Raw genomic sequence first — 20103 nt, forward strand, 5'->3', positions numbered from 1 at the left:
CGTGCTGGAAGTTTGATGGTGGCGAATTTATAATGTAGGGCACCACTTCCTGACCAGGTATCCGCTGTCTGTCATGAAAAGGGTGAGCTGAAATGGACAAGCAACTCTCTCCAAAAGTTGATCGGGATCTTTTGGAGGCGGTGCAGGAATCCCCTGCCGAGCGTATTTGGTGTGAAGCGTGTGGAACGGACGAGTTTGTTCTTGTTGAACGGGCCCGGTGGCGCAGGCGCCATGGAGAGGGTTTTTGGGACGTTGACTACGTCTGTACGCGGTGCGATCGATTCTATGGCCATGTTGTCCGGGATGAAGATCTCACCCCAGCGGTCCTGGCGGCGATGGCAGCCGTTACCGCTGGGTCTGCGAACGGCCGGGTTGAGGCCCCACAGGGGACGGTTGCACCAGTTGATGGTGCCCGCCCTGTGGAGGAAACGCCTCAGTAGGCCCTCGACGTCATAGAGTGCTCGTCAAAGGATGTTCCATGAGTGGCGACGTGGCCCATCCCTTGGCCAGGATTCCCTCGCCACCGGCACCTGCCCCTGTCGTCAACCCGGAAATGGCCACGTGTGGCACCTTGTGGTGGACAGGTGTCGGCCTTTTCATTGGGCGGAGGGGTCGGGGGCGTCCTGGAGGTGAAGGTCGTGGTCGGGTTCTGTTGCCGGGTCCGTGTCGCTGCCGTGGGGGTCGTCCAGGAGCACTGGGCGGTCGCTGTCCAGGCCGGTGTCGGTGTCGAAGCCGTTGACGGGGTCCTCGACGGGTCGTGCGTTGTCGGGGGTGATGATCCCTTCGGTGACGGCGACGGTGTCGGACGGATCCAGCGGTTCACTATCTTCACCCATGACCTGCCTCCTGGTCGATGCGGTTCCAGTGGTGGGATTCCAAGATAGGACAGGGACGCCAGCAATTCAAGCGTCGGAATCCAAGCCGGCTGCCAGGGCGCGGGGTTCGGGAAGGCTGCCTGTCCGCCCGGGCTGCTGCGTACGACTCCGGTCTGACACGTACAACGGTTCGTGCTGGTTTTAGGGCCGTTGTGGGCCTGTTGCCTCAGTGTCGGGGCGGGCCCGGGTGGGTTTTCGTGTTCCGGTTCGTGAGGGGCCGTGTGCGAGCTGGTTTTTCAGGGCCGTGTTTTCGGCTTCCAGGGCCAGGACGAGGCGGATGCCGGTGAGGTTCAGGCCCTGGGTGAGGAGCTCGGTGATGCGTTGGAGGGTCACGAGGTCGTTGTCGCTGTAGCGGCGTGTGCCGCCTTCTGTGCGCCTGGGCTCGAGCAGTCCCTTGCGTTCGTAGAGGCGGAGGTTCTGTTGGCCCGTGCCGGTCAGTTCTGCTGCGACGGAGATCGCGTACACCGCTTGTGCTTTTGGGTCTCGTGTCGCCATCCGGGGCCTCCTTCCACCATCTTCCATGGTCTGCCCTCCAGTCTCTGCCGGTCCTTGGCCTTGGCCTGCTGCGTCCTGGTGTTCCGTGAAAAGGCCTCTTGCACCAGTGTGCCAGTGGTGTTATAAAAAATCTATACCAGCCGCAACAGGTCGTGGTTGGTGGTTGAGAAGTGAAAAACGACATTAGGCAACACGTAGGATCATGTGGCGTTGTGAAGGAGTGAGAAAGCCATGTTGATGCGTACAGACCCGTTCCGTGAACTTGACCGGCTCGCCCAGCAGGTGTTGGGGACCGCTGCCCGTCCGGCAGCGATGCCGATGGACGCCTGGCGTGAGGGGGACATTTTTGAGGTGGAGTTTGACCTTCCGGGGGTGTCTCCTGAGTCGATCGGCCTGGATGTGGAACGCAATGTCGTCACGGTCCGGGCCGAACGCCCGGACCTGGATGGGAACAAGGAGATGCTCGCCGCCGAACGGCCCCGGGGCGTGTTCAGCCGCCAGCTGGTGTTGGGGGAGAACCTGGACACGGAGCACATCGAGGCCAGTTACGACGCCGGGGTGCTGACCCTGCGCATCCCGGTGGCCGAGCAGGCCAAGCCGCGCAAGATCGCGATCACCACCAAGGAAGGAGACCGCCAAGCCATCACCCAGGACGGCCAGCGCGAGCACAGCAACGCCTGAGCCCTTCGCTACGTAGAAGAATTTTCCCGGACCAGGAGGGCAGGCCGGGGGCCGCGAGGGAATATAGCGGGCGATCGCCGAACGGCACGCCACCGCACCTCAAGCGCATCAGCCATCGGCCCCCGTGGTCCTGCCTCCCGCACATGCGGCCCCCGGTTCCCCCAGCCGGGGGCCGCCCATACAGTTGGCCATCGCCGTGGTGGTTCCGGCAAAGGTGGCGGTCCTAGGCGCCCGGGGAGATTGAATTGAGAGGACGGGTGATCAAACATGGTGGGCTCACCGGATTTCTATGCCGTGCTGGGCCTGGAGCCGGACGCCACTGGTGCAGAGATTCGCCGCGCGTACAGGTCCCTGCTGCGCAGCCATCACCCGGACACCCGCCCGGTGCCGGCCACGGCCGCGCAGGCTTCCCAAGAGCGTGGGCTGCTTGCGCAGATCACGGACGCCCACGCCGTCCTGGCGGACCCGGTGCAGCGGGCCCGCTACGACCACAGGAGCACGGGCCACCAGCCCAGGGAACGGCCAGCGACGGGGGAGGGCCCAAGCCACGGTCACGGGCCAACAGACGGATCCGCCACCACTGGCGCGTCCGGCGTGTCCTGGCCCGTTCCACCACGCTACCCGCCGCCCATCGTGGTCGGCCCGTTGCGGTGGGAACCGCCCCACCAGGGCCCAACCCCAGAGGAACCCACGAGGAAGGTGTAGTTGGATGAGTGCCTGGCATCGTTACGACTCACCCTTGCTGCCGGCTTTCCATGAACGCTTCGAGCAGCGTTGGGGCGAGGGGACCGCCCCGTTCCTGGATCCTGAACTCCACGAAGAACCCCTGCCGCGGGCCCAGTGGGTCAACCCCGACACGGGTGCCGCGCTGGCCGTCGTCCCGGTCTGGGCCGACGACGATGACACGCACCGTTCCTTCGCCGTGTTCTACCTCCCACCGGCCGGAGACATCTGGCTGCTGCGCCCCGGCATCACCGGCTACATCCAGTCCCCGGCACGGGAACACATCAGCCTGCGCAACGACGCCTTCAAAAAAGCCGTCGACCACGCCGAAGCCTTCCTCCACGGCCCCGACACCCACTAAAACGCGGCAGCCACCTACGGCCCTGACAACCACCACAAGGCGCGAACAAGGTGGGTGGGCCGTCGGAGTCCTTCGACGTTGCTGGACGCCGAGACGCCTCGCCCGCCATGGCGGGCGTTTCCGTCGGACCCGACTTCGTCCCTGCCCCGACCACCCACCCTCGGTCGCCGCGGTGGCGGGCCTTCCCTTCGCGCCCGACAATATCCCTGCTGCGATCGTCCACAGTTCCTTCACTGTGGCGCGCCACACCCCTTCAAGCCCTTGGTGCGGTGTTCTTGGACCCCTCGGCGCCGCCACCCGTGGGCCAGCAGTCGGTGAGAGAGGGTGGGCGCTGCTTCACATGCCGGTGGCCCGGGTTCCCGGGCGGTGCTGAATCCCTTGGGTGGTGCCGGTTTCCCTGGCAGTGCTGGGCGTGTGGTCTATTGCGCACCGGGGAGCAGGGGCGCCTTGGCCCGGGCTGCGGTGCGGGCCGGCGTGGGTGTTTCACCCGGACCCTGCGGGGCCTTGTCGGTGACTGCGGGGCTGGCCCGGCGTGCGCTGAGGTGGGCCAGGACCGTGGGCCGCCCGCATTGCGGGCATATCGTTTCACCCGGGCCGGTGGGATCCGGGCACGGCAGCCCGTCGCGAAAGAAGTAGTCCCGCGCGTGCCCGTGCCCGTCCTCGACATGCTGGGCGTCATAGTCAACGACCCAGGCATGCCCGCAACCGGTGCAGGTGAAAATGAACCGCTCGACTGAGACTTCCTTAAGAATCATCACCCTCTCCTTCCGTTCTGCCCGGGGGCACAACATCCCTGAGAGAAACTGCCCGGGCCGCTGCACCGGCTGCGGCGTCGGCTGCCTGGATGCCGCGCCACGCCATGCCGGTCCCCACCCCCATAATGCCACGATAAATACAACAAATCTATACTGATCACCATAGATAGTGCTTCTATCGGACTGACAGGAGGGGGCCCGGCCAATCCAACAAGCGGAGACGGGTGGGGTCGTGGCATCCCTCGTTGCCGGATGACGAAGTGGGGCGCTGGAAGCGTTGCCGGGGTCGGTGGTGGGGGTGAAAAGGCCTCTTGACCGGGTGGCCAATCAGGGGTAGACCGGAAATTGTAAGTGACGTATTTGAGGAGGGCGAGTTTGATGAAGGCGTGGACCAAATGGCAGAACTGGGTGGCTGTGGCCGCTGGTTTGTATGCTGCCTTGGCGACGATCTGGACGACGACCGATGCGAAGACAACAACGACGCTGATCGTGCTGGGGGTTCTGACGATCATTGCCGGACTGATCAACCTGTCGGCGCCGCGGCTGGAGTCGGTGGAAACGGCGCAGGGAATTCTGGGCATCCTGCTCTTTATCTCCCCGTGGGTGCTTCTCTTCACCGGCATGACCGGAATTGCAATCACTGCCTGGGTTTGCGGTGCCGTCACGATCGTCGTGACCGCATGGGCAATGCCCTCGGTGATGAAGATGCGCGAAGGCCAGCACCAGCACCATCGGCCCTCGGCCGCATGACACCAATGCCGGCACGGCCCCGGCCCCTCGGGGCCGGGTGTCGTGCCAACAAGGGATGCTGTCTAAGTTGAGGGGTCCGGGTTCGTCCGGCCCCTCAAACCCTTACCGGAACAATGGAGGTCACTGTGAACGCGGAACACGGGCCCGAATGTGCTGTGATCCGCGGTGATGCCAGGGCCCTGATCCTGGATTCGGCCGAGGAGCTCTTCGCAGAACACGGGTTCAATGGCACTTCCACCGCCTTGATTGCGAAGTCCGCCGGCGTTGCCAAGGGCCTGCTGTTCTATTATTTTCCCGCCAAGTCCGACCTGCTGGCGGCCTTGATGGCCGAGCGGCTCCCCGCCACGGCGTTGGATACCGACCAGCTCGCCATGCCGGGAGACCCCGCAGCCGGGCTGATCGGCACGCTGCATGCATTGAACCTCAGCAACCACAAATCCGCCGTGCTCCGTGTGATCCTCTGGCGCGAGGCCGACACCCATGCGAACGTGCGTGCCCAACTGCGCAGATTCCAGACCGGCCTGGAACGCGATACTGCGGCGGTGCTGCGCAAATGCCTACCCGACATCGTGGACGCCGAACGAATCAAGGCCTGCGCCACCGCCTGGGTCAGCGCCATTTTTTCCTCCGCCACCGAAGACCGGCTGTCCGACCTCGACGGACTGCCCCGGCGCGGCATGGAACAGCTCAAGGCCATCGCCAACCTCCTCGCCGCCAGCCTCCGAGGCCCCGCCACCGCCTTGGCCTCCTGAGCCCGGGGCGCCCCGGCCCGCCGATCGCCCACGTTCATGAACGCCGCCACCGCGGCCACATCCAGCACATGCCCAACTACGCCTGAGATCCGCCCGGCCGGCGCACGGACCTGCACGTGGTGGACCCCGGTGAGGCTGATGTCGGGACAGCAACACCGTTTGCCTCCATGGTGTTCACGACGATGGCCACCCTCGTGCCCATGGAACATGAGATCAATCGTGAACATGTCATCGATTCCACCGGCCAGCGCAGGGAAGCCCGAAAGGACCTTGGCGATCGACGCACCGGTCCACGGGAAGGTAGAAGCAAGGCACTGTCCGCCTGGTCGAGGACGGCGAGCCCGCTAAGGAGCATGCCCGCGACCTGGACATGTCCCGCCCCCGACGCGCCCATCCCCATACAACGTGTTAGCTACGAGATGCAGCCCAGTGACCCTGACAATCATCCAACTCAAGTTTCCCTGCGGCCGCACACTGTCCATCAGGGTGTACCCGGACGAACAGGTTGGTATTGCTGCGAGGGTGTGTCAATCGGGGTCTTTGTCATCTATGATTGGACACAACTGATGGAGGGTTATAGAAGTGGCTGGACACAAGGGGCAGGTGGTTGGCTACGTGCGGGTGAGTGCCGCCGACCAGAACGAGGCGCGGCAGCTCGAAGCGCTGGGCACAGTGGACAGGCTGTTCCGTGAGAAGGTCAGCGGCAAGAACACCAGCGACCGGGCCAAGCTCCAGGAGATGCTCATCTACGTCCGCGACGGGGACACGGTCCGCGTGAAGTCGCCGGACCGTCTGGCACGGTCCACGACGGACCTTCTCGCCCTCGTCGGGCAACTCAAGGCCAAGGGCGTCGCGCTGGAGTTCATCGACAACCCGGCACTGAACACTGACACGCCGCAGGGGGAGTTCATGCTCACGGTCCTGGCCGCCATCGCGCAGCTGGAGCGCAAGACCATCCGTGAACGTCAGGCCGAGGGCATTGCCATTGCCAAGCGGAACGGCGTCTACGACCGGATCCCGAAGCTCGCACCGGAACAGATCCAGCTCGCACGGGGACGGATTGCCCAGGGTGTGCCCAAAGCCAAGGTGGCCCGGGATCTCGGCGTTTCGCGGCAGACACTGTACGCTGCCCTCACTGGAAGCGGGAAATACGCTCAGGTGAGCTCGTGAACGAGGCTGATTGCGGTGCGTTCGATCCCGCTGACGAGAGTTCAGGAAGCTGATCCTGGTTTGGCCTATAAAACGAACGTTTCTTGGGTGTGGCTGCTTCGTGTCCAAAGATCTGGCACCTGAAGGATGAGCAATGAATCCGCTGATGGATGCATTCGAGCGTGGTGTCTGAACAATTCAGGCGAGCAAGTCGATCTCTGTCAGGACGGGTAGGAGGGACAGCTTGGGATGGCCCTCGTCGACGCCGTGTATTCAAAGCAAATGCTGTACAGGACCAAGGGTGGGAAAGGACTTTTCCGCGGTCACCGTCGTACCGTGGCTCGCCCACGATTTGTCTTCTTTTACCTTGACTTACCTTGACGGTAGGTGAAAGGATTGAGGGGACAGAAAAGAGGTAGTCACTATGAGTGAGGTCATTGATCGACCGCAGAGTGATACGTCGACCGCTGAAAACTGGCGCGAGCGGGTACTTGATGGTGTTGGGCGTCGGCTTGATCAGATGGTTGCTTCGAACGAGGTAAACGATTTTTCAGGCGAGTCTGAGCGCGCTACCGTCAACGCGATGGCAGACGCTGTCCTGGCAACCAACAGAATCAACGATCGTCTCGGGGCTTTTTACACGACGGATCGAGTGCGGAAGGTTCTGGGTGGTGTTTCGCGCCAAGCAGTGAGTGAACGGGTCAAGAATGATCGTCTTTTGCGGGTGAAAACTGCCGATGGAGTATTCCTTTTCCCTGCATTTCAATTCGCCAACGGGGCGGTAGTGCCGGGGCTCCAGAAGTTGTTGGAGGTTCTGCTTGGCACCGGGGTGGATGACTGGACCGTCGCCTACTGGCTGACTGCACGCATGGCCCAACTGGGTGAGACGACGGCTCTGGAAGTTTTGGCTTCGGGCGATAGCGATCGGATCGCTGAGCTGGAGAAGCTGGCAGCTGATGATGCAGTGGGTTGGCACGCTGCTGCATGAGTAGGGCTTCGAGTACACTTCGGTCTCCGGACCCGGCAAGAAACTACGCAGGATTTCCCGCCTACCACCACCGTGCACGCGTGTGCCGCTACCGCGCTCACGGTCTGCACAGCCCGTGGTACTTCTCTCACGGCGTCGGTCGCTTCAACTTAGAGGCGCCGAAGGGAACGCTAAACTCTGCGTCGTCGGAGGAAGTCGCTGTGCGCGAGTTCTTGGGTGTGGCTTTCGTGGGTGACCCTGCTATTCCGGCATCTATGATTGCCGACCGGTGGATTTCTCATCTGGAGATTCCTGGAATCAAGGCTGCTGATTTCACCTCGGGTGCAGCGTCGGCGTTTGGGATTGTTCCCGGTGACATCACTGCCCCCATGAATGATGACTATGTGATGACACGTGCCTGGGCCGCGACCATGGAAGCTGCCGGCTTTGAGGGGATTCAATCTCGTTCCCGATTCGGTGCGGGGACCAATCCCACCTGCCTATACGTCTTTGGGCCTGCAGGGGAAAACGAAATCGGTGCCACCAACGCAAAAGTTACGATGCGCTCAGTGATCGAGAAAATGCCGGGCTATACGATCGACAGCATTCCTACCTCCGACGTTCTCGTAGTGGACCCCTAACGATGCCCAAGTCGAAGGCCTGGTCCAAGGTCCGCCTTCAGTTGGGACGAAATTCGATAGAAAATGACGCCACCGCGCGGCATGAGTCTTCCTTCCCGGCATCCCCGCAAAGGGTAATCACCTATGATGATGAGAATGTCAGGGTGAGACACATTGTTGGGACTTTTAGGGATCGACACGAGTCGCGTAGATCCGGCGGGTTTCGCCGGGACCTACCGGGGGAGGGGAGTGGCTGAGGGCTGTCTTGTTAATGGTTCCATTGATGGGACGGGCGGCGTCCCCGCTCCGACGACTGGTTTTCCTGCCCCGTCCCAGTCTTTGACAGACCGCCAAACGACGGCGCCGCGCCATGTATCACGGTTCCCTGTGCGGGACACCCGTGTCCCCCCAATAGTCTCTGATTTCCTTGCACACCTGTTCCCCTGCCCCGTACATTGGGGAACATGGACGACGGTGTCCGTGGCCGTCACTGATCTGGCGGTGAACCAAGGTCTTGTGAAGGAACGCAGTCATGGCTACTGGCACAGTTAAATGGTTCAACGCGGAGAAGGGCTTTGGCTTCATTGCCCCCGACGACGGGTCGGCAGACGTTTTTGTCCATTACAGCGCCATCGACGCCGGCGGCTACCGTTCCCTGGAGGAGAACCAAAAAGTCCAGTTTAACCCTGTCCAGGGCGCCAAGGGCCCCCAGGCCGAGAACGTCCGCCCGTTGTGAGCGCCGCATCCCCTGCCGGTAATTGCTGCTTCCCCTTCTGGGGCCGGCCCGTTACAGGGATTTCCCTTTGAAACCTGCCCTTGCAGTGGAACACGCTGCTTCTTCCCCAGCGCGGCAAGCCGGTCGACTCACCTTATGGAGGGTTTCCGCTCCCCTGTGTGGTGGAAAGTTGATACTTACGTCCGGCCCTTGTGGACGTCATGTGGGAGAAACTTCATGACCATGTTGCCAGCTGCGAATCTTCCCGGGGAAATAGACAACCCTGGCCCGCCGGCTTTGATCTGCACCAGGTGCGGTAGCGCCAATGACTTAATCATCGAGGCCATCGAAGCCACCATTCCTGCGGTTCCTGGCCATGTCTGCCTCGAGTACTCATGTTTGTCTTGTGGCACCTTCTACGGCCATGACGCCAGCGTCCGGCAGGTGGCCGCGTTGCTCAACGCAGGTGCCACAGCGCCGGGAGTCCTGCATTTCGGCCACCACTTCATCCATTGCGGTGAACCGATGGAGGCCATCGGGGAAGGAATCTCATGTCTCGACGGCCCCGTGGGCAGCCTAAGCGGTCCGTCTGCCACGATTTCGATTCGAGCCCGCCTGCTCAAGTGCCACTGCGGATTTCAGCTCGACGTACCACTATGAGCCATTCCGGCAGTGCCTCCGTCTCCACCACGACACTGAAGATGTTCGTTCCGTCTTCGAGCATCGGCACCCGACCGTGGACCGTGCGAAAAGGGGGCAGCTGCGGGGTCGAGTTGGCAAAGGCTTTCCGACCACGAGAAGATTCCTCACAAAAGAACCGGCACTTGACCCACCCCACCGGCACCGGCACGAGGATGTCCCGCACCAGGTTGGCCCCGCCGCGAATGCACGCGTATGGGGATCACGTGGCGGCTGCGCATTCAGAAGCGAAACCCCAAGCGAGGACCCTGAGCACGCGAATGCCCTCACCTTCCATCCGCCATGGCGACGACGGCCCGGTATTCGGGCAAACTGACCAGAGTCGTGGCCGCATTCTGACACGACTGCATCACCTGATTCAGGGCTCGTACTTCCTAACCTGGAAAGAATGCTTTGACACAGCGATCCCAACAGCGCCACACATCTCGGATTCACCATCAACGGCAAAGAACCCCGCCGTAGGCCTTGATGCCTGAGCACGAACCAGACGGCGGACCGTGGGGACGCAATTGATATAAGGCACCGGCGCCAGGTATTGGTCAACTACACAACCATGGATTGAAGAGCAGACAAAAGATGACTGGACGAATCAAACTGCATCAGGGGATCGACGGCGTCTACCATGTAGAAGTGGTCGATGATCACGGGAAAACCATCGCCGCAACCTTTGGATTTCTGTCGGAAAAGGCCGCGCTGGAGGGCGTATTTACCCTTCGGGAAATCGCCGGCACGGCCAACGTCAGTCTCAGCACCATACGTGACACCCCACTTATCACATCGGGACCGGTGGCCGACACCGCGACAGTCCTGTTGCCCCGACTCCGATTGGGCCTCCGGGATGGGGACTGTTATACGTTTCTAAGCCTGAACCGCGTTCTTGACCCGGCACGAATAGCCTCGCCAACGGCCGGGCGGGAGGAAGCAAGAGCCAACCTTGCGCCGGTGTAGCGTGCAGCTTTGAAGGCACAGCACGGAACAGGTGACGCATGGTTCGCGGCGGCGTAGCATGTGCAGTATCAGCCCGTCATGGAAGGGTTGCGCTGGATCAAGGTGGTAAATAACATGGCTGTCCATCCCGTGCCGAACCCTTCCACGGGGCGCACCCCGACGACGCATTCGGCGAAGAATCAGGGGCCATCTAAACCGAAGTTCCCGCTCAAGAAGCCCGTGCATCCCAAAGCCGAGGAAGTGACGCGGGCCGGGGTGGTTTGGGTGGCCGTAAGTGCGGGGCTGGTCATTTTGGTGTTGCTCATCATCTTCATCCTGCAGAACCAGGAACGGGTGACCGTGAACTATCTTGGCGCGACCGGCGAGCTTTCGTTGGGCATGGCGCTGTTCATCGCGGCGGTGACGGGCGGACTCCTGGTAGCGATCGCCGGGGCGGCGCGGATCCTTCAGCTCAGAAGCCAACGCCGGCACCCGAAGGACGATTCGTCGGGGCCCGGCACCGCCGGGGGGAAGGAACACTGAGGGGAGCGCCTTTCGGGCGTCCATATAAAAGTTCCAAAGTTCGATCAGCGTCGCTGATGGCGCTCGGGGACCAGTTTTTGTACTCGAGGATGCTGGGTTAAGATGATGAGCACCGAACAGAAAGGCCCCGGCCCGCACGAGTCCCGGCAGACCCGCTCCGGCACCGTCCTGGCCGCCACCGCAGTCTCCTCATCCCGGCCCCTCAGCATTGCCCCGCTCGTGGTGGCGGCTCTCGTGGGTGTCGGCCTTGTGCTGGCCGGCTGCAGCCCGTCGACACCGCCCGCCCCCACCCCGACGGCCGCGGTCACCACCGCCCCGGAGACCACCGCCCCCGAGGCGACCACGGGAGCACCGGCACCCACGGCGGCCGGGACCACGCCATCGACCGAGACAGCCGCGCCAACCACCTCCGCCCCCACCGCCCAGCCCACCACTGCCCAGCCGGCCCTGTGCACTGCGGCCTCGCTCAACGGATCCCTCGATGACACCGGCGGCGGGGCGGCTGGCAGCATCTACATGAAGCTGATCCTAAAGAACACCTCCGCCGCATCCTGCATCCTCAACGGCTACCCGGGCGTCTCGCTCGTGACGACGCCTGCCGATTCGCCCATCGGAGTCCCTGCGGACTGGACCGTGAGCCTGCCGTCGAAGGGGCCCATCACCCTTACACCCGGGCAAAGTTCGGCCGCCCAGCTGCAGTACACGCAGGCCGCCAACTACCCCAACTGCACGAAGGTCCGCGCCACATCCGTCATGGTCTACCCGCCCAGCGCAACGGACCGGCTGCTCATCGCCCACCCGCTGACGGCCTGCAGCAATACCGACATCGTGCTGTTGCACATCGGTGCCTTCCAGCCGTGACCGCACTTCCGGCCGGGCCCGAGCGGCTGCCGGAGATGGTGCGGGCCGCTGCCGGGCATCTCGTGTTGTGTCTCGCCCCCGAGCCCGCACGGCAGTACCGCTTTGAATACGCCCTCATGGGGTCGCCGCAGAAAATGGAACAAATCGTACGCTAAGCCTTGATCCACCGATAAAGTTCGGGGGATGCTCGGCGTTTTAAACACGAAACACGAAATGTCCGTCTTCGGTCAAAACAAACTGCAGCCATCGGTCAATTCAAAGTTGCAGACAGACCTTGGCGGCTCCCGATATATCGGCGTCAATGTAGGTGGATTCCACCCTCGGAGCTCTTACCTGACCGATGACCAACACCCGTACACGAAGCCTCGGTTTCCATCGTAGGCCTACGGTCAAATTTGGGCACTCTCGACGCAAACTCGGGGATCCCAACAATGGAACCATTAACGCTACAACAAGCAGTCGCCTTCACAGCCGTTGAGGTGTGCAGCCATGGGAGGTTCGCTTCTCAAAATTCGGTTCGGAGCCTTGGCGCGACTGCACCGTTTCGAGAACTATTTGTGAGAACCACGGGCCGGCCGCCCGTCACGTTTTCGGAGTGCCGCTTTCCGCGACAGGACCCCGCACTGCCGCGGAAAGCGGCGCGCCCCATGGATTCTCGATTCGATGCATTCTTGAAATCCTTCGTATTCGAGAATGCCGGGCAGCTCGCAGTGCGCCACGCGGTGACGCCCTCCGGGCATCGCGAACCATCTCCAACAGGCCGCGCTGGTGTCAGAGGGTCGAGGTCTTTTATTCATCGTCATGCCTGTGCATGCTGTCTTGCGGGGAACCTCGATGAGTGCCTTCGCTCCGTGGGAACGATCAGCCAGCGGCAAGCGTTGTGCCCAGTCGGGAGCTTGGCTTATGCCTGTGAACGAAAAGTCGGCAGGAGGTACGAGATGGCTCCGGCCAAAGTTCACCTGGCCAGAGTGCAGCGTATGCCTGCTTCTTCATTCCCCGTACATGAGAGTGGCCAGGAAGTGCTCGAGATCATTGTTTATGACCCCTGTTTCGTCATCTTCGGTCCCGGCAGGCGGTGTTCCGTCGTTGATCAGGTACAGGCCTTCCCATGGGGAGCACATCATTGTTGCGGCGCATCCGAATGGCTGCGGTTCAGGCGCCGTAGTGGCCGTCGGGGTGGCGGGCGCCTGTTGGCTGGCGGGCCGGCGGGCGAGGTGGCTTGAGATTGCACGGTAGGTCATGGACATGGTGGCTTCCCCTCTGGGTTCTGTCTGGCAACGGTGATTTCGTGTACTGCCCTGCGGGTTTGGGGCCGCACGTCAGGTCCGCGCAGGTAATCGAAATGGGCATTCTCAGAACTGAACGTCATGTTCAATCCTTGAACGTATTATAGTAATCATGACATAGATCACACGGCGGCTCAAGTGTTTGGAGGCGGAATGTTTTGGCCGTTGACGCGGGCGCGGTGGCGTATGAAAATGAACACACAGTTTGCTTGTTGAACGTTAAGCGTGGTGTGGTCCGGCGGCGGGTCGTGAAGGCCGTGGCGGGGGCCTGTCTGCACCATTCCAAGGAAAAGGGGCTTGTGGTGGTTGTCAGGGAACAGCGGAGGTTGGTGGCGCCTGTCCATTACCGGTCGGCGTTGAAGGTCCTGCCCACCCCCGTGGTTGCGGTATGTGCCCTGGATTCGGGGACGGGGGAGCCGCACGGCATGCTTGTGGGCAGTTTTCGCGCCCTGTCCTCGTCCCCGCCCCTGGTGTCGTTCAACGTGGGGCGCAGTTCGCGGACCTGGGCGCGGGTGTCATCGGCTGGCCGCTTGGGCGTGAGTGTGCTGGCCTCGGACCAGCGGATGGTGAGCCGGTCGTTTGAGTCTCGGGGTGATGACAAATTTCGATGGGTGCGCTGGCATGTTTCAGGGACGGGAGTTCCGCGCCTGGACGGGGCAGTGTCCTGGATGGATGTCGATATTCGACGGGTCCTGGGTGTGGGGGACCATCTGATGGTGATTGCCGCCCCCGTGGCCCTTGCCGAGGGCGCGGGTGTGCCCTTGGTGGCGCGGTCGGGGGGGCTGTTTGCGTACCGTGCCCGGACTCCTGGGGCAGCCGTGTCCGTGGGGACGGGTGGGTTTCTAGATCATGGACTTGCAGATGGCGGAGGCTGACTCCTTTAGCTGCTCGACCATGGCGGGCAGGCGGCCGGTCTTCATGCGCTGGGTGGGCCCGTTCGCGGTCAGGACGCCTATGAGCTCGCCGGTGACGTCGCGTACGGGGCAGCCAACGGCGAACAGGCCGTCCTCGAGCTCGTTGTCCAGTGTGGAATAGCCCTGCTGGCGGACCTCGTGGAGGTCGAGGATGAGTTCTGCCCTGCTATCAATGCTCTGTCGGGTGAAGGTTTGGAGCTTCTCCGGCAGGATGGTTTCGATTTTTTCGTCGGTTAGCTCGGCGAGGAGCAGTTTCCCGGTGGCGCTGGCATGGAGCGGGTACTGTTGGCCGATGTATTGCTGTGAGACGTTGAGCATGTGGGATCCGGAGGCTTCGGCGATCAGGTCGTATTCGAGCTCTCCCTTGACGACGGCGAAGTCAATGGTCTCGTTGAGTTTGGCGGCGAGTACGTCCAGGATCGGCTGGACCCTGGCGGCCAAGCCGGTGTGCGGGTCCGCCAACCGGCCGAGACGGGCGACTTCCCAACCGAGCATGTAGCGGTTGTCAATGCGGTCCACGAAACCTGCTTGCTCGAGGCTGAGCAGGAGCCTGAATGCGGTGGGGCGGCTCATCCCTACGGCCTGGGCAAGTTCGGTCACGGTAATCCCGTGTGGGTGGCGTCCGAGTTGTCGCAAGAGGACTGTTGCCTTGATGACGGACTTGTTGGTCAGGTCAGGGGTTTCCTGTAGTTGGTCTGTCTGTGTCTCGGTGTTCACTTCGTGGATACTTCCCCTCGGCATGAATTCGGACCGCCCTCCGGGCGGAGGGCGGTCCGATCGTTCCATTCAGTCTAGGTCATGGCCTTGATCTTGAACACGGTGTTCATATCCAGTCCGGGGATTTGGCCGGGGGCGCCTGCCTGGCTGTGCGCCATCCAGGCAGGCAGGCGTTGTCCTGTGGCACAGTACAGCACACTTTCGCTCGGTCGGCCGGGTTTGGGCGGGCAGCATGGGTCGCAGTGCCCCCGACCGTACCCGGATGCCGGCACGGTGTTGTGGCGGGCAATGGATTGGATGGTTTACAAGGGGGCGGATGCGGCGTTCAGGCTCAGGCCCTTCGTTTCGGGGGCGAGGCGTTGGGATACCAGGGCTCCGATGATGCAGATGACTGCGGCGATGATCATGGTCGCTCCGATGCCCAGTCCGCTGAGGGAGAGGGGGATGAGGAAAGTTCCGGCTGCTGCGCCGACCCGGGATATGGCGGTGGCGAAGCCGACGCCGGCACCGCGGATTTCCGTGGGGAACACTTCTCCCGGGAAGACGCCGGTCAGGGCGGTGGAGACGGCGTTGGCGAAGGAGAAGATGATGAAGCAGGCCAGGATGATCACGGGGGAGACGTGGGCGAACAGGCCGATGATGACCAGGGCCCCTGCGCCAATCCACAGGGGCGGGATGGCGAGTTTGCGCCGTCCGACCTTTTCGATGAGGAACATGGACGTCACGGCGCCGATGACGACGACGCCGTTCAGGGCCAGGGCCCCGGTCAGGCCGTCCTTGATGCCGGTGCTCTCCAGGACGATGGGCGCAAAGGTGGCGATGGCGAAGTAGGGGGTGACGTTGCAGACCCAATAGACGCAGACAAAGATTGTGGCTTTGCGGTATTGGGGTGAAAAAAGCCGGAAAATGCTGGTGCTGCCGCGGGTTTCCGTGTGGACGTCGTCAAGTTCGGATTCTTCCATGTACATGGCGGCAACGGCGCGGCCTTCTTCCACGCGGCCCTTGCTGATAAGCCAGCGGGGCGATTCTGGGCTGCCCAGCCTGAGCAGGAAGACGATGACGGAGGGAATGGTGCTCATGCCCAAAATGATGCGCCAGTCGGCATTGAAGACGGTGGACATGTAGTAGCCGACCGCGAAGGCCACCAGGTAGCCGATGTACCAGGCCACTTCCTGGAAGGCGAGGAGCTTCCCGCGCAGCCGGGCGGGGGAGAACTCGGCCAGCAGGGGCCAGCCGATGGCGTAGTCGGCCCCGATCGCCATTCCCATGACCAGCCGGATGGCAAACAACTGCCACGCTTCGGTGACGAAGAATTGGGAGGCGGAACCGAGGAGGAAGATGGCCAGGTCGATGGTGAAAAGCGGCTTGCGGCCGAATTTGTCGGCTAGGTATCCGCCCAGCGGACCGCCGACGAAGATCCCGATCAGGGCGGACGCGCCGATCAGGCCCTGCCAGGCGAAGGAGAGGCCAAGATCCTTGGTCATCGCGGGCATGACCAGACCGATCCCGCCCAGGATGAAGCCGTCGATGAACATGCCGCCGGCGATGAGCCCGCTGAGCTTGATCAGGAACCTGCGCTTGCGCGGATCGGACAGGACAGGGGGGCGGACCGCCGGCATGGGCTGCTTCCCGGTAAGTATATTCACGTGACTTCCTTGTCTTCGTTCAGGATACGGCTGCCCGGACACGGGCGAAATGGGGTGGGGGAGGACTGATCGTCCCGAGTGTTCATTTAATGAACGTCACGATCAAAAATATGACACAAGACACAGCCGCCGTCAAGGGCCCAGGACATCTTGATGAATCCGGCGCCGGCCTCTTGACGGTGACGTGCCTAACACTTATATTTGAACAAGACGTTCAGAATGTGAACGATCTTTTCAAATTATCCGTGTCGCTCCGGCGGCCGCACCGGGACAAGGAAGTGCCGCAGAAATGAAAAACCAGCCGCTGAGCCTTTTTGCTTTTGACATACTGGCCCCCGCCCACCTGACTTCGGGGTCCTGGCGCAATGAGGGGGACCAGGGCCACCGCTACACCGATTTGGGGTACTGGACGGGCGTGGCCAAAATGCTGGAGGACGCCCATTTTGACGGGATCTTTTTTGCCGACACGCTCGGCTACCACGACGTCTACGAGGGCTCCGCCGACGCGGCGCTGCGCGACGCCGCCCAGTTCCCGGTGGATGACCCCACCCTGCTCATCAGCGGCATGGCGGCCGTGACGAAGCACCTGACGTTCGGGGTGACCTGTTCGCTGACCTACGACCAGCCCTACCTCATGGCCCGCAAGTTCAGCACCCTGGACCACCTCACCGGCGGGAGGGTGGGCTGGAACATCGTCACCTCGTACTCCGAATCCGCAGCCCGCAACCTGGGCTACACGCAGCAGCTGTCCCATGACGAGCGCTACGACTTGGCGGAGGAGTACATGGAGGTTTGCTACAAGCTGTGGGAGTCCTCCTTCGACGAGGACGCCGTGGTCCGTGATTCCGCCGCGGCCACGTATGTGGACCCGTCCAAGGTCCACCCCATCAACCACAGCGGAAAGTACTTTTCCGTGCCCGGCTTCCACCTTTGTGAGCCCTCCCCGCAGCGCACGCCCGTGCTGTTCCAGGCCGGAGCCTCTCCCAAGGGGATGGCGTTCGCCGGCAAACATGCCGAATCGGTCTTCATCAACACCACCTCCGCCGAACAGGCCGGGCGCAGCGCGCAGAAAATCAGGCAGGCAGCAACGGAGGCGGGCCGGGACCCGGAGGGCATCAAGATTGTTGCCCTGATCACGGTGATCGTCGCGCCCACGGACGAGGAAGCAGCGGTCAAGCACGAGCAGTACCGGGCGAACACGACCGTTGAGGGCGCGCTGGCGCGTTTCGGGGGGTGGACCGGCATCGACTTGTCCGTCTATGACCTGGACATGCCGCTGAAGTCCATCGAAACCCGGGGCATCCAGTCGATCGTTGACATGTTCTCCAAGGCGGACCCGGACCGGGAATGGACGCCCCGGCAGGTTGCGGACTTCCTGGCCATTGGAGGGACCGGATCGACCATTGTTGGCTCCCCCGCAACGGTGGCCGCCGAGCTGCGCCGCTGGCGCGATGTCGGAGACATTGATGGCATCAACCTCAGCTACACCACCAAGCCCGGTGGCTGGGAGCAGTTCATTGAACTTGCCCTGCCCGAGCTGCGTCGCGAAGGGCTCGTCTCCGGGCGCCGCGCCGAGGACCAGGCACCGTTGACCCTGCGGGAGAAGCTCTACGGCCCCGGACACCAGCGCACCCTCCAGGGGCATCCGGCCACCCGGCAGCGCGAGCAGCAGCTCTCCGAAGCCACGATCCCGGCCTGACCGGCAGAACCCGAGACCAGAGACTGCAGGAGAGACAGCAGATGAGTGAAACAACAGACATCGTGGTCATTGGGGCCGGAATTGCCGGGCTCATCACCGCACGGGAATTGACCCGGCACGGCCACAGGGTCGTCGTCCTGGAGGCGCGGGACCGCATCGGCGGGCGCACCTGGACGGACCACCGGCTGGGGCGAAACCTGGAGATCGGCGGGACCTGGCTGCACTGGGTCCAGCCGCACTCCTGGGCCGAAGTCACCCGCTACGGCCTGTCCGTGACCCGCGGGCCCCGGTCCGAGGAAACCTACTGGCTCGCCGGCAACGAGGTCCGCCGGGGAAACCTGGAGGACTTCATGGCCCTGATCAACCCGGGCATGACCCGGTTGCTGGAAGACACCATGAAATGGATTCCACGCCCCGACACCCCGCTGTCCGTCCCCGGCATCGCGGAAGTGGACCAATTCAACCTCCAGGAAATGCTGGATGAGCTGGACCTCTCCGTCGATGAGAAGAATGCCAACGAAGCAGCCTGGGTCGGGCACTTCAACGCACCCCTGATCCACTGTGCGTACACCAACGCCATGCGCTGGACCGCGGCAACGGCCGGCTCCTGGCACCTGATGCACGAGGCCTCCGCGATCTACCGCCTCACCGACGGGACCCAGGCCCTGGTCGGGGCCATCGCCGCCGACTCGGGAGCGGACATCCGCACCGATTCCCCCGTCAGCGCCATCCGCCACACCAGCGACGGGGCAACCGTCACCTACGGCGGCGGCCAGGAAATCACCGCCCGCAGGGTCGTGGTCACCGTCCCCCAAAACCTTCTCCACAAACTGGACATCACCCCGGCACTGCCGGCCGGGAAGATCACCCCGAGCCTTGAAAAGGCCGCTTCACGGGGGGTCAAGGCCTGGATCCGGGTCAGGGGCCCCATCAAACCCTTCTTCGCCTATTCCTCACAGCACCACCCGCTCTCGGTGGTCCGCACCGAATACCTGGGTGAGAACGACGCCGTGCTGGTCGCCTTCGGAGCCGACGCCTCCCGCATCGACGTCAACAACCTCGAACAGGTCACCGAGGCCCTGAAGGTCTGGCGCGATGACCTGGAGGTCCTGGAAGTCACCGGCCACGACTGGATGTCCGATGAGTATTCCGAGGAAACCTGGCTCATCCAGCAGCCCGGACAGCTAACGAATTACCTCCAGGCACAACAAGCCAGCGAAGGGGTCCTGCACTTCGCCAGCGGCGACTACGCCAACATTTGGGCCGGCTTCATCGACGGCGCCATCGAAAGCGGCACCAACACCGCACGGAACATCCACACCGGCCTGCAGGAGCAGGCCACCGCACCGGCACTCCAGGAGCAGTCATGATCACCAGCACCGTCCTTCGACCCGTCGACCCGGCCCACTTCCGAGCCGTCATGCGCCACCTGCCCACCGGGGTCGTGGCCATCTGTGCCACCGACCCCGTCACCGGCACCCCCAGCGGGCTGGTCGTGGGCTCCTTCCAATCCCTGTCCCTGGAACCGGCTCTGGTCACCTTCAGCGTCACCCACACCTCCACCAGCTGGCCCAAGATCTCCCGCGCCCAACAATTCAGCGTCAACCTGCTCGCTGAAGACCAGCAATCCGTCTGTGGGGCGCTCTCCAGCAAAAGCGAGGACAAATTCGCCTCCATCAACTGGCACGAATCCAGTTACGGATCCCCCCACATCACGGGCTCACTGGGCTGGATCGATTGCCGCGTTGAACAGGAAATCGTTGCCGGGGACCACCTGATCGTCATTGCGGCGGTGCAGGAAATGACCGCCAGCGACGGAGGGGACCCGCTCGTCTTTCATGGCGGCCAACTCGGCGGCTTCCGCCAAAGACTGGCCGCATGAGCGGCACGCCCCCAGGGACACCACTGATCACATCCGCCCCGACAAGACCCCCCGCCATGGGGTGACAACCCCCTGCCATGGGGGCG

Annotated in this window: 21 protein-coding genes; 16 read left to right on the plus strand and 5 right to left on the minus strand. The window is 62.9% G+C overall.

The annotated features are described in order from the left end of the window. Positions 1 to 596: 596 nt before the first annotated feature. Together G6N77_RS17715 and G6N77_RS17720 are read right to left on the minus strand one after the other, a co-directional pair. Positions 597 to 836 (minus strand): hypothetical protein, encoded by a 240-nt coding sequence (locus G6N77_RS17715; protein WP_165183496.1) that lies wholly within the window; start codon positions 834 to 836, stop codon positions 597 to 599. Between the two features lie 180 nt (positions 837 to 1016). Beyond that, positions 1017 to 1370: a MerR family transcriptional regulator gene (locus tag G6N77_RS17720; RefSeq protein ID WP_240902396.1), complete on the minus strand. Its 354-nt coding sequence runs from the start codon at positions 1368 to 1370 to the stop codon at positions 1017 to 1019. Between the two features lie 231 nt (positions 1371 to 1601). On the opposite strand from G6N77_RS17720, the gene G6N77_RS17725 reads away from it, so the two are divergent. The 3 genes from G6N77_RS17725 to G6N77_RS17735 all read left to right on the plus strand — a co-directional run bounded on the left by G6N77_RS17725 (position 1602) and on the right by G6N77_RS17735 (position 3135). Further along, on the plus strand, positions 1602 to 2051 hold the full coding sequence (locus G6N77_RS17725) for an Hsp20/alpha crystallin family protein (protein WP_165183498.1): 450 nt from the start codon (positions 1602 to 1604) through the stop codon (positions 2049 to 2051). A 267-nt stretch (positions 2052 to 2318) separates the two neighbouring features. Continuing rightward, positions 2319 to 2756, plus strand: coding sequence for a J domain-containing protein (locus tag G6N77_RS17730; protein WP_165183499.1), 438 nt, complete (start codon positions 2319 to 2321; stop codon positions 2754 to 2756). Between the two features lie 4 nt (positions 2757 to 2760). Next, positions 2761 to 3135 (plus strand): hypothetical protein, encoded by a 375-nt coding sequence (locus tag G6N77_RS17735; protein ID WP_165183500.1) that lies wholly within the window; start codon positions 2761 to 2763, stop codon positions 3133 to 3135. Positions 3136 to 3554: 419 nt separating this feature from the next. Here the strand turns inward: G6N77_RS17735 and G6N77_RS17740 are convergent, their stop codons facing one another. Then, complete coding sequence (locus G6N77_RS17740) at positions 3555 to 3890, minus strand: hypothetical protein (RefSeq protein WP_165183501.1); 336 nt, start codon at positions 3888 to 3890, stop codon at positions 3555 to 3557. 378 nt (positions 3891 to 4268) lie between these two features. Between G6N77_RS17740 and G6N77_RS17745 the strand changes: the two genes are divergently transcribed. The 10 genes from G6N77_RS17745 to G6N77_RS20505 all read left to right on the plus strand — a co-directional run bounded on the left by G6N77_RS17745 (position 4269) and on the right by G6N77_RS20505 (position 14034). Further along, positions 4269 to 4640 (plus strand): SPW repeat protein, encoded by a 372-nt coding sequence (locus G6N77_RS17745; RefSeq protein ID WP_165183502.1) that lies wholly within the window; start codon positions 4269 to 4271, stop codon positions 4638 to 4640. A gap of 125 nt (positions 4641 to 4765) precedes the next feature. Next, positions 4766 to 5392, plus strand: coding sequence for a TetR/AcrR family transcriptional regulator (locus G6N77_RS20215; RefSeq protein WP_205678395.1), 627 nt, complete (start codon positions 4766 to 4768; stop codon positions 5390 to 5392). 582 nt (positions 5393 to 5974) lie between these two features. Further along, positions 5975 to 6562: a recombinase family protein gene (locus G6N77_RS17755; protein ID WP_165183504.1), complete on the plus strand. Its 588-nt coding sequence runs from the start codon at positions 5975 to 5977 to the stop codon at positions 6560 to 6562. 403 nt (positions 6563 to 6965) lie between these two features. Next, positions 6966 to 7529, plus strand: coding sequence for an ACT domain-containing protein (locus G6N77_RS17760; protein ID WP_165183505.1), 564 nt, complete (start codon positions 6966 to 6968; stop codon positions 7527 to 7529). Continuing rightward, complete coding sequence (locus G6N77_RS17765; protein WP_240902397.1) at positions 7526 to 8149, plus strand: RES domain-containing protein; 624 nt, start codon at positions 7526 to 7528, stop codon at positions 8147 to 8149. Before G6N77_RS17760 ends, G6N77_RS17765 begins: the two co-directional genes overlap by 4 nt. 511 nt (positions 8150 to 8660) lie before the next feature. Beyond that, complete coding sequence (locus G6N77_RS17770) at positions 8661 to 8864, plus strand: cold-shock protein (RefSeq protein ID WP_165183507.1); 204 nt, start codon at positions 8661 to 8663, stop codon at positions 8862 to 8864. 1254 nt (positions 8865 to 10118) lie between these two features. After that, positions 10119 to 10490 (plus strand): hypothetical protein, encoded by a 372-nt coding sequence (locus G6N77_RS17775; protein ID WP_165183508.1) that lies wholly within the window; start codon positions 10119 to 10121, stop codon positions 10488 to 10490. Between the two features lie 78 nt (positions 10491 to 10568). Beyond that, complete coding sequence (locus tag G6N77_RS17780) at positions 10569 to 11012, plus strand: LapA family protein (RefSeq protein WP_240902398.1); 444 nt, start codon at positions 10569 to 10571, stop codon at positions 11010 to 11012. 102 nt (positions 11013 to 11114) lie between these two features. Then, the gene (locus G6N77_RS20220) at positions 11115 to 11873 is read left to right on the plus strand and encodes a DUF4232 domain-containing protein (protein ID WP_165183509.1); all 759 of its coding nucleotides are present in this window, start codon (positions 11115 to 11117) and stop codon (positions 11871 to 11873) included. A gap of 1711 nt (positions 11874 to 13584) precedes the next feature. Next, on the plus strand, positions 13585 to 14034 hold the full coding sequence (locus tag G6N77_RS20505) for a flavin reductase family protein (RefSeq protein ID WP_370875264.1): 450 nt from the start codon (positions 13585 to 13587) through the stop codon (positions 14032 to 14034). Here G6N77_RS20505 and G6N77_RS17795 read toward each other — a convergent pair. Both G6N77_RS17795 and G6N77_RS17800 read right to left on the minus strand, forming a co-directional pair. Further along, entirely contained in the window at positions 14002 to 14790 is a 789-nt protein-coding gene (locus G6N77_RS17795) for an IclR family transcriptional regulator (protein ID WP_306987175.1), read from the minus strand. The two genes, G6N77_RS20505 and G6N77_RS17795, sit on opposite strands and share 33 nt — an antisense overlap. 302 nt (positions 14791 to 15092) lie before the next feature. After that, positions 15093 to 16436: an MFS transporter gene (locus G6N77_RS17800; RefSeq protein ID WP_306987174.1), complete on the minus strand. Its 1344-nt coding sequence runs from the start codon at positions 16434 to 16436 to the stop codon at positions 15093 to 15095. Between the two features lie 289 nt (positions 16437 to 16725). Here G6N77_RS17800 and G6N77_RS17805 point away from each other — a divergent pair, with 289 nt between their 5' ends. Genes G6N77_RS17805 through G6N77_RS17815 form a run of 3 tightly spaced genes read left to right on the plus strand, consistent with a single transcriptional unit; the run spans position 16726 to position 20017 of the window. Then, the gene (locus G6N77_RS17805) at positions 16726 to 18135 is read left to right on the plus strand and encodes an LLM class flavin-dependent oxidoreductase (protein ID WP_165183512.1); all 1410 of its coding nucleotides are present in this window, start codon (positions 16726 to 16728) and stop codon (positions 18133 to 18135) included. A 41-nt stretch (positions 18136 to 18176) separates the two neighbouring features. After that, positions 18177 to 19505: an FAD-dependent oxidoreductase gene (locus G6N77_RS17810; protein WP_165183513.1), complete on the plus strand. Its 1329-nt coding sequence runs from the start codon at positions 18177 to 18179 to the stop codon at positions 19503 to 19505. After that, positions 19502 to 20017, plus strand: a complete 516-nt coding sequence (locus tag G6N77_RS17815) for a flavin reductase family protein (RefSeq protein ID WP_165183514.1) — start codon at positions 19502 to 19504, stop codon at positions 20015 to 20017. The genes G6N77_RS17810 and G6N77_RS17815 overlap by 4 nt, the downstream gene beginning before the upstream one ends. Positions 20018 to 20103 lie beyond the last annotated feature (86 nt).

The sequence above is a fragment of the Arthrobacter silviterrae genome, from assembly GCF_011045165.1.
In the GTDB taxonomy this organism is placed as follows: Bacteria; Actinomycetota; Actinomycetes; order Actinomycetales; family Micrococcaceae; genus Specibacter; species Specibacter silviterrae.

What these genes read in the sequence shown, in the direction of transcription:
- G6N77_RS17735 (WP_165183500.1), top strand. Translation starts at nt 2,761, where the DNA reads ATGAGTGCCTGGCATCGTTACGACTCACCCTTGCTGCCGGCTTTCCAT.
- G6N77_RS17760 (WP_165183505.1), top strand. Translation starts at nt 6,966, where the DNA reads ATGAGTGAGGTCATTGATCGACCGCAGAGTGATACGTCGACCGCTGAA.
- G6N77_RS17805 (WP_165183512.1), top strand. Translation starts at nt 16,726, where the DNA reads ATGAAAAACCAGCCGCTGAGCCTTTTTGCTTTTGACATACTGGCCCCC.
- G6N77_RS20505 (WP_370875264.1), top strand. Translation starts at nt 13,585, where the DNA reads ATGCTTGTGGGCAGTTTTCGCGCCCTGTCCTCGTCCCCGCCCCTGGTG.
- G6N77_RS17715 (WP_165183496.1), bottom strand. Translation starts at nt 836, where the DNA reads ATGGGTGAAGATAGTGAACCGCTGGATCCGTCCGACACCGTCGCCGTC.
- G6N77_RS17815 (WP_165183514.1), top strand. Translation starts at nt 19,502, where the DNA reads ATGATCACCAGCACCGTCCTTCGACCCGTCGACCCGGCCCACTTCCGA.
- G6N77_RS17775 (WP_165183508.1), top strand. Translation starts at nt 10,119, where the DNA reads ATGACTGGACGAATCAAACTGCATCAGGGGATCGACGGCGTCTACCAT.
- G6N77_RS17730 (WP_165183499.1), top strand. Translation starts at nt 2,319, where the DNA reads ATGGTGGGCTCACCGGATTTCTATGCCGTGCTGGGCCTGGAGCCGGAC.
- G6N77_RS17765 (WP_240902397.1), top strand. Translation starts at nt 7,526, where the DNA reads ATGAGTAGGGCTTCGAGTACACTTCGGTCTCCGGACCCGGCAAGAAAC.
- G6N77_RS17725 (WP_165183498.1), top strand. Translation starts at nt 1,602, where the DNA reads ATGTTGATGCGTACAGACCCGTTCCGTGAACTTGACCGGCTCGCCCAG.
- G6N77_RS17740 (WP_165183501.1), bottom strand. Translation starts at nt 3,890, where the DNA reads ATGATTCTTAAGGAAGTCTCAGTCGAGCGGTTCATTTTCACCTGCACC.
- G6N77_RS17780 (WP_240902398.1), top strand. Translation starts at nt 10,569, where the DNA reads ATGGAAGGGTTGCGCTGGATCAAGGTGGTAAATAACATGGCTGTCCAT.
- G6N77_RS17720 (WP_240902396.1), bottom strand. Translation starts at nt 1,370, where the DNA reads ATGGCGACACGAGACCCAAAAGCACAAGCGGTGTACGCGATCTCCGTC.
- G6N77_RS17745 (WP_165183502.1), top strand. Translation starts at nt 4,269, where the DNA reads ATGAAGGCGTGGACCAAATGGCAGAACTGGGTGGCTGTGGCCGCTGGT.
- G6N77_RS20220 (WP_165183509.1), top strand. Translation starts at nt 11,115, where the DNA reads ATGATGAGCACCGAACAGAAAGGCCCCGGCCCGCACGAGTCCCGGCAG.
- G6N77_RS17770 (WP_165183507.1), top strand. Translation starts at nt 8,661, where the DNA reads ATGGCTACTGGCACAGTTAAATGGTTCAACGCGGAGAAGGGCTTTGGC.
- G6N77_RS17810 (WP_165183513.1), top strand. Translation starts at nt 18,177, where the DNA reads ATGAGTGAAACAACAGACATCGTGGTCATTGGGGCCGGAATTGCCGGG.